This is a genomic window from Pedobacter sp. HMWF019 (assembly GCF_003061025.1).
GTDB lineage: Bacteria > Bacteroidota > Bacteroidia > Sphingobacteriales > Sphingobacteriaceae > Pedobacter.
Genome location: NZ_QAIL01000340.1, coordinates 1 through 13,958, shown reverse-complemented (window position 1 = coordinate 13,958; position 13,958 = coordinate 1). Strand labels below are relative to the sequence as shown.

Here is a 13,958-nt window from a genome sequence, read left to right as displayed (position 1 = left end):
GAACTGCGCACGCCCTTAAATTCTGTAATTGGATTTTCAGAACAGTTAGGTAAAAGCAGTCTGGACATAGAGCAAAAGGAACAGGTGAGGGCCATCCGAAGATCGTCTGAAATGCTGCTGGAGCTGGTGAATGAGATTCTGGATTTTTCCAAGTATGAAATTGGAAAAGGAAACTTCGAATCACAGCCATTCTTCCCCCTTAAAGAAATACAGGAAGTGTTTAATAGCATGCATGTTCTTGCAGAGAATAAAAACATACAGCTCATCGATAATGTGGTTTTAGACAAAACACTCTGTCTGACAGGGGACAGACTTAGGTTAAAACAGGTGGTCATGAACTTATTGACCAATGCGATCAAATTTACGGCAGATGGAGAAGTTAGCCTCAGTGTTCAGTTTGATCTGGAGGAGAAACAACAAGGTATTCTGAAAGTTCGCGTGGAAGATACAGGTATAGGTATCGTGAAAAAAGACCTTGAATATATTTTTGATGAGTTTTACCAGTCTTATTCTTCTTCTCGATCTAAACAACAAGGAACAGGATTGGGACTGGCCATATGTAAAAAAATAGTAGAATTACAGGGTGGCAAAATTGAGGTGAGCAGCGTGGTTGATAAGGGATCGGTATTTAGCTTTGAAATTCCTTTTCCTATAGTGGAAGAAACTGAAAAGGTAGAAACGCCACTTGATAAAAAGGCAGGTCCTTTGACTACTCTGGCCGGAAAGAGGATACTGCTTGTAGATGATAATAAAATGAATGTTCTGCTGGCCCAGACTATTCTGAAGAAATGGGAAATGATCTATGACTCTGCTTATGACGGAAAAGAAGCGCTGGATTTATTTAAGAATAACGAATATGATCTTGTACTTACAGATATTCAGATGCCGGTAATGGGTGGGGTAGAACTCACTCACGAAATTCGCTATAACGGCGGTCCTGAAAAGTCTGGTATCCCTATTCTGGGGATAACTGCACATGTATTACAGGAGAACAGAGATGCCTATTTAAAGGTCGGTATGAATGATCTGGTATTAAAACCTTTCCTGGAAAAAGAACTGATAGATAAGATTAAAAAGTATATTTAATCTTTCGCATTTGTAGTTTCATTGGGATGTTGTGGAGGTAAGACATCAACTTTTTTCTCTACAACAACGGTTCTTGTGTGAACAGCATATTTGCTAGGTTGTATCCCATGGCCATATTTCTCTGCATAAGCCTGCGTGAACTCTGCTCCAAAATAAAGTATGATAGCTGTATAATAGATCCAGAGTAAAATAACAATAATAGAACCTGCCGCTCCAAAAGCAGAGCCCGGATTTCCTTTTTCAATATAGATACCTATCAGATACTTTCCAAGGCTAAAGAGCAGGGCAGTAAATAACGCGCCTATAATTGCCGGTCTCCATTTAATAATCACATCCGGGAGCACTTTAAATATAATGGCAAAGATAGAAGTGACCACAGCAAGTGTGAGGGCATTGGTTAGGATCAGCATAAAGAGTTCGGATACCTTTTCAATACCGACCTTGGAAGCGAGTCCGCCAAGCTTGTTGCCTAGTCCTACGACAATACTGTTCACAACTAGAGTAACCAGTAACAGAAAACCAAGAGAGGCAATTAATGAAAAGGACAACAGTCTGTTGATGATGAGTTTTTTCCAGCCTTTTTTAGGGATGGCTTTTACTTTCCAAATGAGATTTATGCTGTCCTGTATTTCAACAAAGATTGCTGTTGATCCAATAATAAGGGTAGTCACACCTATGATAAGACCAATGGTACTTCTGCCGGATAAGTTGGCATTGATTACGAAACTTTGCAATTGCCTTGTTGCCGGTTCCCCAATCATTTCATTGATCTCCGCAAATAATTGGGTATCTGGGTCAAGTTTATCACCAAAGAACAAACTGGCGGCAGAGATGATGATCATGATGAGTGGTGTGAGAGAAAATATCGTGTAGTAAGCCAGTGAAGCACTAAGTTTGGTAACCCGGTCATCTATAAAGCCATTTCCTGCCGCAATAAACAAATTGCCCAGTGCTTTGAAAAAATGTATGATCTTTTTTATAAACGTCATGTATTGTACTTAAAAGGGATATCCGATCCCTATGTTATAGACTAAGTTCTCGCTGCGCCATCCGCTGTCGCCAAAGGCGATCTGGTTAAATACCCAACGCTCTCCGGGTTCATTATATGGTTTCCGTACGGGAAAGGCTACATCTAGACGAATGACGAAGATAGAGGCATCTACACGTAACCCGGCACCAGTACCTACTGCAAACTGGCTTAGTGCATTTTTAAAGTCAAAGCCGGATCCCGGACGTGGCGGGGTACCTGGGCTGTCAGCGGTGGCGGGCGTGCCCATGTCCTCTTTTCTAAGCCACACGTTCCCTGCATCGACGAAAAGGGCGCCATATAGTCTACCCGCTAGTTTAAACCGTAGCTCTGAACTGATGAGTGCTTTAATGTCTCCGCTTTGGTCTACATAAGTTGTATTTGCAGCTTTGGGGTCGTTTTTGTAATAATAAGTACCAGGTCCAATCGATCTGGCTGCCCATGCGCGGATGTCGTTTGTCCCTCCTGCAAAAAATTGCCGCACAAAGGGCAAGCTGGTTTGATTGCCGTAAGCATAGCCATAGCCGAGATCTATCCTATTAGCCCAGATCACGTTTTTAGTAAGTTTAAGATAATCCCTGAAATCTGTTTCCACACGGACAAACTGATTAATCGGAAGCCCGAATATCGCATTTTTGCCGTCAGAATTTTTACTGGAAAATAAGCCCCAAACATTACCGCCAGTTTCCAGTGTGGCATTAAAATAAATATTGTTCTTTTTGTAATCTTCAAACTGATTGGTATAAGTAAAACTATAATTACTTCCAATAATAAATTGTTTTTCGATTACATTTCTTAAACCTGGGATTACATTCAGTAAACTATCTCTTAGTGTGGTATCATTAGTTAAACTTGAAGTTACGTAATTAACGGAAATAGGATTGAAGGCGTGTTCTTTATATTGATTTTCATTCCATTTGTATCCATATTCTGCTTTAAAGGAGTTGATGTCATATAAATAACCCCGGTGAAGCCGTTGATAAGACAAGGAGGCAATTGTTTTGGGGATATAAGCATTTGTGCTGTTAATACCGCGGAATGGGGTGATAAATCGGGGAAAAGTTAGTTTAGCCTCTCCTGTCAAAGAAAAAGAATTTAAGCCTTGTGATTGTCCACCAACCTGCGTTTCAAATCCACCGCTTACACTGACGTCCAGTTGTTCTGCCCCCCTGAAAAGATTCCGGGTGGTTTGGGTAATTTTAGCTTCCGAGCCCATAAAATTATTAGACTTACTGGTTCCTGTAACAGAGAAAGTCAATGAATTTTTTTTCAATGGAGTAAGGAATATGTTCAAGTCCAACTGGTCATTTTTAAAACTGTCCAAAGGCACAAATTCAGCTTTTACGGTTTGGAATACACCAATATTTACCAATCTGTTCAGTGTTTGGCTATGGTCCTTCCTATTATACAACTCGTTCTTTTTAAAGAAAACCAAGCGGTTGAACAGGGGGTCTTTGAAAGTATGTTTAGGATCATAGATATTGAAGTCATTATAGACTGTTGGCGTTGATTTTCTTAATGCGCTGTCTCTTCTGATCGTATAATTCGGATAGATATTGATATTGTTAATGGTATAAGGCTTTAAGCTTGCATCCGGGGCAATTTCTTTTACTCTGATCCGGATATCGACCAACTGTTTCCCAACCGTGCTGTCTACCTGCAGGATCAGATAATCCGGGCTAAAGTAGAAATATCCACTTTCCTTAAGATCATTATCTATGCGAATACGTTCATTTTTAAATACATCGAGATTATAGTTATTCCCTACTTTTAACAATGTTTTTCCTTTATTGTTATTGACAATTTTAGCAAGTGCACCACTACTGTCCGAAGGGAAAGAAACGCTGTTAATTTTGTACCTGATTCCTGTATTTGCAGTATATACAGCCTTTCCTTTCTTTCCCTTAACCACAGTGTCACCCATCACATCAGACTGAAGGTAGCCTTGACTAATCAGGTAGCTTTTAAGTACTGCATTGTTATAGGGAATCTTTACCTGGCTTAACAACACGGGTGGTTCACCCATTTTGGTACGTAACCAATGTCTGAAGCCTTTGGGTTTTGTAGGCTCTCCTGCAAGGTTATAGAAACCAAGCTTATATTTTACGCCCAGTATGGATTTATTTGGCTCTGGTCTGGTCTTGCTTTCAAGAGTGCTTTTAACCTCTTTCTGATCTGTAATTTTCACAGAAGAATCCGGATTGATTTTTACTTCTGCTCCGGTATATAAAATCTCTCCCGGCTTGAGTCCCTTGGTACTGCTGCAGGCAGCCCAAATCATACAACTCAGTATACATAGGATCGGTTTAATTCTTTTTTTCATCTTTAGGCTTCTGTTCTACTCTGTTTCTTTTCTTTTTGGAGAATTTCTGAAAAACCTCCCTGAATTTATTATAATCTACGACAAGGGCGAAACCAACGCCGGTTTCTATCAGCTGACCTTCAATAACACCCTCATTTTGATTGCGTCTGTAGGCCCTTAATCTATATTTGCCATCTTTAGAAAGAAGGTATTCAATATTTACGTTCCCGGCAATATTGGTTGAATTTCCCTGGTTTTGTCCTTCCAGTCCGAAGGAACTTCCTACAGTAACAATTAATCTGTCACTCAGGAGTTTTTTAGATAAGCCCACCTCTAATGCGGTATTGTTCTCTACCTGACCAGAAGAATAATCCTGAGAGGAATTGATGCCGAAGTTGATGTCTACACCCTTTACAAGATCGGAGGCGAGGTTGTTGAGTTGCTCGGTGAGTAGTTTACTCACACTGGAACGTGCAAAATCGGTCACCAGGCCATTGCCATTACCACCCAGGCTCTGGAAAGGATTGTCTGCAATGAACCTGCCCAGTACCATTAATGCGAATACCTGTTTATTTAGCTCGCCTTCATCACTATTTATCGCCTGTAATTTTCCGTATACAGATCCGCTTAGAGCACCTCTTTCGTTTTCAGGCAGATCAATTTTGAATTTGATCACCGGTTTCATCAACTCTCCGGTCATCATCAGGTAAACCTGGAAAGGGAGTTTGTTTTTTGCTTCATTATCTGTGCTATTCAGCAAATCGGCAGGGGGAGCACTTACTTCATACAAAGCTGTAAGGTCTACGTTTGCCGAAGTTGGATCTCCCGTCCATACAATATTACTACCTTGTTGTAATTTAAATGTTTTTTTAGCTGGGCCTACCGTTAAATTGTAACTGCCATCCGAGATTTCATATCTTCCGGTCAAACTGGTTTTTCCGCTGGGATCCATCGTTGCTGTAAGTGCAGCCTGCCCTTTTACTTTTAGGGCATCACCGTTGCCTGGGTCAACCACCACATTAAGCTCGGCATTAGGGTCAATTTCTATCGTTGCACTAAGATTTATACCAGTTATAGGCGCTTTACTTACAGAATCTTTTACTGAAAGTGCCTTTTTGCCATTATACGGAGGGGCGCTAAAGTCAACAAATTGTACAATGCCTTCCTGATCGATTACTGTAGGGTCATCAGGAGGCATAGCAAAGAAGAATTTGGTTTTGTCCTCTACTTTAACATTCATGTTTATATCCGGCTGGTTCAGGTCGCCCCGCACTTTAATGGTGCTGGTGAGGTAAACTGTACCATAAATCATTTCATTGTCTGCGGATGTAGAGTTCAATGCTCTGAAATTGTTGGTGCGGATGTCCATATTGAATTTAAAGTTCCGGTAATCCGATGTTAATATTCCTCCGGTAATCACAGCTTTTTGGTTCAATGAATCCAGAATCGTAAATTTCTGGAAATTGATGCCGGTATCTGTAAAACTGATGGTTTCGTTAGGCATTCTGAAGAAAGAATTAACGTAAGCTACATTGAATCCGGCCTGGTTGAATTTAATATCTCCTAATACTTTTGGTGCATCTAATGAGCCTTTAACAGATAGTTCTCCGCTTACTGTACCCGTTCCTTTTCTGATTTGGCCCATAGACAGGCTTTCTATCGCTTTGAGGTCTATTTTATCAATGTTTAGTGTGAGATCCAAAGCACTTTGAGGTGCCGTATAATAGAAGCCACTTGCCCTAAGTTCATGAACACCTGATAATGCAATATTCGTTTCATAGGCATTTTCAGTATTGTTATTTACCGCAATCCTGAGTGTACCTAGCATATCTTTCTGATATCGCAATTGATCAATTGTTAAATTGGCTTCAAATTTAGGTGTGTTCACCAAATCTTTAACATTTACAGTTCCGTTAATTGAGCCACCAACAAGCGCGCTATCTGCCTCTGCAAAGCGAGTTAGTGTTTCTATTTTGAAGTCTTTAAACTCAACTTTAAGGGGGGAATTTGGAGTGTTGCTGTCACTATTGATACGCAATTCCTGTCCGCCGCTGCTGATGTTAAACTGATTGGCCAGGATACCTGATTGTCCAAATTGCAGGTAGTTCTCCGGTGCAACAACCCACTTGTCGTAGTTGAGTAATAGCTTTTGTGGATCCAGGCTAAATCTGTAATCCTTGTTAATGGATTTAAAGAGACCTCCCAAAACGTATTTGTCTTTGCGTTTGCTGTCGCGTAGATAGATGTTTAAGTTCAAATCATTATTCATTGCAGCTCCGCTGATTTCGTTGTTGAAAAAAGCCAATGAGGGGCTTTGCAGGCTTTTTACGGTCAGCTTATAATTGAGTTTCTGGTTGTTGTTGTTGATGTTTAGCCGGGTGCTGTCTATTTTATAAGTCCCATAAACTACCTGAGGAAAAGATGCATTCATGACCAAGCTGTCTTTTTGCGTATCCAGTAGGCCATTCATCCTGGAAGGGGCGAAGGTGGTTAGCTCCGGAACGAAGTTTTTTAAGATCTTCGGGTTGTAAAAATTCACATAGAATCTGAAGCGCTGATCTGGAATTTTGGTTACTTCACCAAACTGGTAATATTTGTTGATCTGGTTGATCATTGCAGCGCCTAAATTGGTCAGTTGATATTTGCCGTCAATTTTTGCTCTTAAGAATTCAGATTTCAAGGTAAGTAGGTTATGAGTTGCCGAGGCTTCAGAATGGACTAAAATGGTATCCACATTGAAACGTTGACCTTCTTTTACAACTTGCAGACCATTTACAGAAACATCGCCATTTAAATAATCCGGATCTGCCGTTTGTATGTCTGCTTTGATTAAGCCGGCCAGCTTAAATTCTGTTGTGCTAAAATTAAGCTTCTGCAGGTCAACCTGTTTCAGGTCTGCATTGGCTTTAACAGCGGGGTATTTGCCTGCCATATCTACCAGTGCCTTCAGGTTGAAATTGACATTGGTGTCGGCCATACTGCTTTTAATATCAAGTTTTTGCCCTGCATAAGTACCACTCAGTAGCAGGTTTTTATAAGTGTACTTATTGTAATAGGCACTCAGTACCTGTGCATTGAAGTTGGCAGCCGCTTTTTTTGCATCAAGGCCTGTGCCTTTAACAGAGGCTTTTGCTGTTAAACGGCCTAGCTGTGGCCCCATTTTGAGAAGTCTGCCTACATTGAAATTATTCAGATCAACGTCAGCTGTATAACTTTCTTTGCCTTTAGGACCTTTCATAGAGGCTAGTAATCTGGCAGAGCCCATATCAGTATTGATGTTAAAACCAGTATTGAAATTGGTCATGGATCCCCTGAATTTGCCTGTTGCACTTATCGCATTCGGTAAGGTAATATTAGAAGGGATTGATTTTTTGGGAATTAACACCAAGAGATCGCTTTTGGTTAGGGAGAATTTTTTTATGTTGAGGTCAAGAAAAGTTTTATTTACATCCGGGAGGCCTTCTGCTGTACCATTAATGTCAATCTGGGTGCTTTTCAGTCCACTGATCTGCAGATTTGGAATAACCAGATTATTCATATAGCCATGAGCTGTAGCATTGATCTTGATTTTTTCGTTTCGGTAATTTGCAGGAACAGCATCGCTAAAATAAGCGGCGTCTTTTAGACCTATAGTTGTGTTTTTGACCTGGAAATAAATCTTTACTCGTTCCGGATGTTTGGTTAGATCATCCATAGAGGTATAGTCGAGCTGAGTATTGTTTTCTATCGAGGTATTTGGCGTTTTAACCAGTAATTTATTGACCTTAATCTGCTTATCGGAATAAACGACCTCACCTTTAAGTTGCTTCAGTTCGAAACCGCTCTTTTCTAAAAAACTTCCGTCTTTTACATTTACGTTAATCCCGGCATCACTATAAGCCAATCCTTCGGCATTCAAACCGAGCTTTTTTATCCTTAAATGGTTATAATCCATCCCTTTCATGGGCTGTGCTGCCAGATTATCAAACTGAACATTATTCTCTGTAAAACTCAGGTTTTTAATCAGAAGTGCAAGAGGAGAGGACGCAGCAATTGTATCTTTTGTATTCTTTGCGTTTTTTGCCGGACTTTCTGGCTTGAAGGCAAAGCGTATATCTGATTTGTTCAATATGGCATGATCGGCCTCATATTTCCCTTTCGTTACGTCTGCCAGAAGTTTGGTCATAGAGAATTCCTGAAGATTCAGGTTGGCCTTGGTACTATTTGCAGCCATTCCAAAAATTACCTTTGAGTCATTGATTTTTGCTTCTTCAACTTTATATTTATTGTTGGTTAGATCAACGATCAGCTGAGTTAAGGCCAGTTTGTTTAAGTCGATATCCGCGTCCATTTTAGACACTTGATCCTTAAACAAAATTTTTACGTTGTTAAAAGCAAAGTCCTGAATTTCTACCAGCGGTAGCTTTCCTGTAGCGGTTTTTGCAGTATCAATACTGTTTTCTATATGAGTTTTTAACTGGGTAAGAGGCTTTTGCTGCAGATAACTTAAGGAGGTATTCTTTAGATTGAGTTCTTTGATCACATAATGCTGGTGGTCGAGATCAAAATCCTTAATCCTGGAAGTAAATTCACCTAAATGTAGCTTTACATTATTTCCGGCTACATCATCCCGGTACACAATTCCAATGTCTTTTAAAGAAATTTTATCTAAGGAAAACTTCAGCGTTGAGGTGGTGTCTTTCTTTACCTCTTCATCCGGTTTTTTTTGTTCTGACATGAAAGCATCGGCAAGAAAAGAGAAGTTGAAGGCTGTATCCGGATTAATGCGGGTGACATTTGCTCTGATTTTTTCTAGTTCGATGTTGTTGATCTCTACTTTATTACTAAGGAGCTTAAGCAGGCTAATATCTACGGCTAACTTTTGTGCGTATAGTAATGTGTCTTTTTTCTGATCCTCAATATAGAATTTATTGAGCACAATATCTTTTGGAAAGGCAATTTTGATGCTTTCCAGGCGAATTTCAGTATGTGTTTTGTTTTTGAGATAGCTGACGGCTTTCTCTTTTACAAAGTTTTGGACAGCAGGAATGTTTAAAGAGAGTGCAATTGATACAATCAGTACAATGACTATGGATAGGATCCATAAAATAACCTTTAAACTTTTACGTAGATATTTATTCAAGTGAAATACAGATTGATTGATTAATGATAAGAAATTTTAACTAAAATCATGCCATTGAATTGCTTTTATTGATAGATGGAACAAAGATTTTGGTTGTTTTGTTTAGAAATATGTATGTTTAAATATGAATAAATTGAATTTGACGATCAACTATGAGTCTTATAAAGACTTTAATGATCTGGAGGAGAGGGATCAAATACTCTGTGCGAAATCTGAAGAAGCCCTGGGGAGTTCCTATTCGCCCTATTCGGGGTTTAAAGTAGGGACAGCTATACGTCTTACAGATGGAAGAATTGTTTTAGGTAGTAATCAAGAAAATGTTGCATATCCTTCTGGTTTGTGCGCGGAACGTGTGGCTTTGTTTGCTATTGGTGCAGCATATCCCGGCGCTGAAATAGAAAGTATGGCTATTACAGCTTACACGGGTCATTTTAAAATAGAAAAACCCATAACCTCTTGTGGTGCCTGTTTGCAGGTCATGGCTGAGTTTGAGCAAAGACAGAAAAAGGAGATCGAGGTTTTGTTTTACTGTATGAATGGGGAGATTTTAAAGGTGAAAGGAATAAGGAGTTTGTTGCCCTTTGTGTTTATTGAAGATCGTTTATCAGGCTGATTTCAGATGATTTTACTTATCTTTGCGTTCTCAATGAATTGTTAAAAACTTCTGTTCAGAAATTTCAATTCATCAGTTATATTTACAACATCCAACATCATTTTAATGAGCGAAGAACTAGAAGAAAACGTTAACGAAGAAAATAAGCATAACATAATCCCTATCAACGGGCTTTATGAAAACTGGTTCCTCGATTATGCTTCTTATGTAATCCTGGACCGGGCAGTTCCCCATATTAATGACGGATTAAAACCGGTACAGCGCAGGATCATGCATTCATTGAAAGAAATGGATGACGGACGTTTTAATAAAGCGGCGAATGTAATCGGTAATACGATGAAGTACCATCCCCATGGAGATGCCTCTATTGGCGATGCGATGGTACAGATTGGGCAGAAGGATCTACTGATTGATTGTCAGGGAAACTGGGGCGATCCGGTAACTGGCGATAGTGCAGCAGCCCCGCGTTATATTGAGGCTCGTCTTTCAAAATTTGCTAATGAAGTTGTTTTTAATGCCGATACAACAATCTGGCAGCTCAGCTATGATGGAAGAAATAATGAACCCTTAACTTTACCTGTAAAGTTCCCTTTGTTGTTGGCACAAGGGGCAGAAGGAATTGCTGTTGGTTTAGCTACTAAGGTTATGCCGCACAATTTCGTGGAATTGCTGGACGCTTCTATAGAGGTCCTTAAAGGTGAGCGGCCCAATATTCTTCCTGACTTCTTTACAGGAGGTATGGCAGATTTTTCTGCTTATAACGAAGGAATGAGGGGAGGAAAGGTCAGAGTAAGGGCTAAGATCACAGAAAAGGATAAAAAGACTTTAGTGATCACAGAGATTCCTTTCAGTACGACTACAGGTTCTGTAATTGACAGTATTTTATCAGCTAATGATAAAGGCAAAATCAAGATTAAGAAAATAGAGGACAATACTGCTCAGAACGTAGAGATTGTGATTCAACTTGCACCGGGTATTTCTCCGGATGTCACTATCGATGCACTGTATGCATTTACGTCCTGTGAGGTTTCTATTTCACCAAATACCTGTATCATTAAGGAGGATAAACCTCATTTCATGAGTGTTAATGACATCCTTGTTGAAAATACGAAACATACGAAGTCCCTGTTGAAACAGGAATTGGAAATCCGGCTTTTCGAACTGGAAGAGAAGATTTTCTTTAGTTCGTTGCTGAAAATCTTTATTCAGGAGGGGATGTATAAACATCCTGACTATGAGAATTCGGGAAATTTTGATGGTGTTGTTGAGGTGTTAAATGTATTGTTTGAGCCATTTAAGGCAAAACTATACAGAGAGATTCTTCCTGAGGATTTTAAGAAGCTGATCGATAAACCAATGAGCAGTATCACCCGTTTTGACGTTAAAAAGGCAGATGAACAGATGAAGGCACTGGAAGATGAAATCAAAGTGGTTAAAAATCATTTGAGACATCTGACTGATTATGCAATTGCCTGGTACCAGAAATTAAAAGATAAATATGGCAAAGGCCGTGAACGTAAAACGGAAATCCGTTTGTTCGATAGGGTCGAGGCTTCAAAAGTGGCCCTGGCCAATGTCAAATTATATATGAATATCGCGGATGGGTTTATTGGGACCGGTTTGCGAAAAGATGAGTTTGTTGCTGATTGTTCTGATCTGGATGAGATTATCGTATTCAGGGAGGATGGAAAATGCATTATTACCAAGGTTGCTGATAAAACCTTTGTTGGAAAGGGGATCATCCATGCTGCAGTATTTAAGAAAGGAGATGAACGCACCATTTATAATATGATTTATAAAGATGGAGCGAGCGGAATTTCTTATATCAAACGTTTTGCTGTAGTAGGAGTAACCCGAGATAAGGAATATGATCTGACCAAGGGAGGTAAAGGGTCTAAAGTGCTTTACTTTACTGCAAACCCTAATGGAGAAGCAGAGATTGTGAATGTTCAGCTTAAACCACATACTAAGCTGAAAAAGCTGGTATTTGACCTTGACTTTGCCGAAATTGCAATTAAAGGCCGTGCCTCACAGGGAAATATTGTATCTAAGTATCCAATTAAAAAGATCATCTTAAAGACTAAGGGTGTATCTACTTTATCTGGACTAAAGATTTGGTATGATGACTTGCTGCGCCGTCTGAATGTGGATGGAAGAGGAAAATATCTTGGTGAATTTGATGGTGACGATAAAATATTGCAGGTTCACAAGGATGGCTGGTACGAACTCAGTACTTTTGAACTGAGTAATCACTTTGATGCTGATTTGGTTCTGATACAGAAATATGATCCGGAAAAACCTTTCGCAGTTGTACAATATGAGGGTAAAGCCAAGAACTACTTCATAAAGAGATTCCTTTTCGAAAGTATTGGTGTTGGAAAAAAACTGAGTCTGATCAGTGAAGAACAGGGATCTAAGTTTGTATATCTAACTGGTAATCCAGCTGCAAGGTTAACTGTGGATGTGCTGAAAGGTAAAACTCAGATTCCAGAGACGCTGGAAATTGTGCTGGCCGAATTCATAGATGTAAAAGGCATCCGCGCTAATGGAAACAGAATGACACCTCACGATGTTAAAAACATTGTAATTGCGGATCATGAAGAAATAGAGCCAGCTGATGAGAGTATCGTTCCACCAGGTATAGAGCCTGCCGAAGATATAGCAGAAGTTGATGCTTCGGAAGAAGGAGAGCAAGCGCCGGTAGAGATATCAGCGGAAATTGAACCAGAGTTTAATGCAGAAGTTTTGGAGGTAAAAGAAGAAGTTGAAGTTCAGGAAGTGGCTGTTGCCGAACCTGAACCTAAAGCGGAGGAAGTAATCGAAGAACTGAAACCTGAAGTAATTAAACCGAAAGTAGAAGAAGATGATCAGCCAGCTCAGCCACCAGTTAAGGTAAAACCAAAGTTTGTGAGTCAAAAGCCAGCAGAGGTACCGAAGCCTGAGCCTGTTAAAAAAGCAAAGGTTGTTAAGGAAAGTACGGACGATGAAAATGAACCTGTAGTTAAAAAGAAGATTAAATTCGAGATTACCAATCCAGATGATGTTGATATTGATGACAAAGGGCAATTGGGATTATTCTAATTGTCACGGTTCTTATTTTTGTCTACAAAAGCGCATGAAGGCGTTCTGCTGCCATTATGAAGGAAATTCCGAATACCGCTGAAGAAAGAAAGAACGTCCAGTCCCATTTCTTTATTTTTATGATCCATATCAGTATAAAAGAGGTAATTAATGTTCCTGCAACAATGATAATCTGTCCAAATTCAAGACCTACATTAAAAGCAAATAATTCGGCTACAATGCTGGAACTTTTTCCTAGAATCGTTTTTAGATAATTGGAAAATCCCATGCCATGGATTAATCCAAAGAACAAAGCAAGGATATATTTAAACTGAATTCCATTCTTCTTGGGCTTTTTGTTCAGGATATTGGAGGCTGACGTGATCAGTATGGTGAGTGGGATTAAAAATTCGACCAGTGGTGTATTGATGTGGATATAGTTGAGCACACTTAATGCTAATGTAATGCTATGGCCAACCGTAAAAGCAGTGACCAGGATCAGTACTTTTTTCCATTCAGAAATACTATAGGTGCCACAAAGTACCATTACAAAGAGGATATGATCATATCCGCGCCAGTCAAGAATATGTTGCCAGCCTAGCTGAAAATAAAGAGAAAAATCTTGCATGAATTACCAAATTCGTAATTAAAATTAAATTAAACAAGAAATTGTTTAATTACAAGTTGTTTTTTGGATGGCTATGTACCTATTTGTTGTTTAATAAAAAAGGGCCCTAATAATTAGGAC

At 39.5% G+C, this 13,958-nt stretch carries 7 protein-coding genes; 3 read left to right on the top strand and 4 right to left on the bottom strand.

Annotation, left to right across the window (positions count from 1 at the left end):
* Nucleotides 1-1,086 (top strand): ATP-binding protein (locus tag DBR11_RS18980; RefSeq protein ID WP_146186584.1); only part of this gene is annotated, 1,086 nt, incomplete at its 5' end.
* Here DBR11_RS18980 and DBR11_RS18975 read toward each other — a convergent pair.
* From DBR11_RS18975 to DBR11_RS18965, 3 genes are read right to left on the bottom strand one after another with little or no spacing between them, the layout of a single operon-like run.
* Nucleotides 1,083-2,075 (bottom strand): YihY/virulence factor BrkB family protein, encoded by a 993-nt coding sequence (locus tag DBR11_RS18975; protein ID WP_108554206.1) that lies wholly within the window; start codon nt 2,073-2,075, stop codon nt 1,083-1,085. The two genes, DBR11_RS18980 and DBR11_RS18975, sit on opposite strands and share 4 nt — an antisense overlap.
* A 9-nt stretch (nt 2,076-2,084) precedes the next feature.
* Nucleotides 2,085-4,436 (bottom strand): BamA/TamA family outer membrane protein, encoded by a 2,352-nt coding sequence (locus tag DBR11_RS18970; protein ID WP_108554205.1) that lies wholly within the window; start codon nt 4,434-4,436, stop codon nt 2,085-2,087.
* A complete protein-coding gene (locus DBR11_RS18965; protein ID WP_108554204.1) occupies nt 4,420-9,537 on the bottom strand; it encodes a translocation/assembly module TamB domain-containing protein in 5,118 nt (1,705 codons plus the stop codon). Before DBR11_RS18965 ends, DBR11_RS18970 begins: the two co-directional genes overlap by 17 nt.
* A 124-nt stretch (nt 9,538-9,661) precedes the next feature.
* On the opposite strand from DBR11_RS18965, the gene DBR11_RS18960 reads away from it, so the two are divergent.
* Together DBR11_RS18960 and DBR11_RS18955 are read left to right on the top strand one after the other, a co-directional pair.
* Nucleotides 9,662-10,150 carry a cytidine deaminase gene (locus tag DBR11_RS18960; RefSeq protein ID WP_108554203.1) on the top strand — a complete coding sequence of 163 codons (489 nt, stop codon included), beginning with the start codon at nt 9,662-9,664 and terminating at the stop codon, nt 10,148-10,150.
* Nucleotides 10,151-10,255: 105 nt separating this feature from the next.
* Nucleotides 10,256-13,231: a DNA gyrase/topoisomerase IV subunit A gene (locus DBR11_RS18955; RefSeq protein ID WP_108554202.1), complete on the top strand. Its 2,976-nt coding sequence runs from the start codon at nt 10,256-10,258 to the stop codon at nt 13,229-13,231.
* 22 nt (nt 13,232-13,253) lie between these two features.
* Here the strand turns inward: DBR11_RS18955 and DBR11_RS18950 are convergent, their stop codons facing one another.
* The gene (locus DBR11_RS18950) at nt 13,254-13,838 is read right to left on the bottom strand and encodes a HupE/UreJ family protein (protein ID WP_108554201.1); all 585 of its coding nucleotides are present in this window, start codon (nt 13,836-13,838) and stop codon (nt 13,254-13,256) included.
* Nucleotides 13,839-13,958: the final 120 nt, after the last annotated feature.

Excerpts from the sequence above, each read along its gene's own strand:
- DBR11_RS18970 (WP_108554205.1), bottom strand. The coding sequence starts at position 4,436 with ATGAAAAAAAGAATTAAACCGATCCTATGTATACTGAGTTGTATGATT.
- DBR11_RS18960 (WP_108554203.1), top strand. The coding sequence starts at position 9,662 with ATGAATAAATTGAATTTGACGATCAACTATGAGTCTTATAAAGACTTT.
- DBR11_RS18950 (WP_108554201.1), bottom strand. The coding sequence starts at position 13,838 with ATGCAAGATTTTTCTCTTTATTTTCAGCTAGGCTGGCAACATATTCTT.
- DBR11_RS18955 (WP_108554202.1), top strand. The coding sequence starts at position 10,256 with ATGAGCGAAGAACTAGAAGAAAACGTTAACGAAGAAAATAAGCATAAC.
- DBR11_RS18975 (WP_108554206.1), bottom strand. The coding sequence starts at position 2,075 with ATGACGTTTATAAAAAAGATCATACATTTTTTCAAAGCACTGGGCAAT.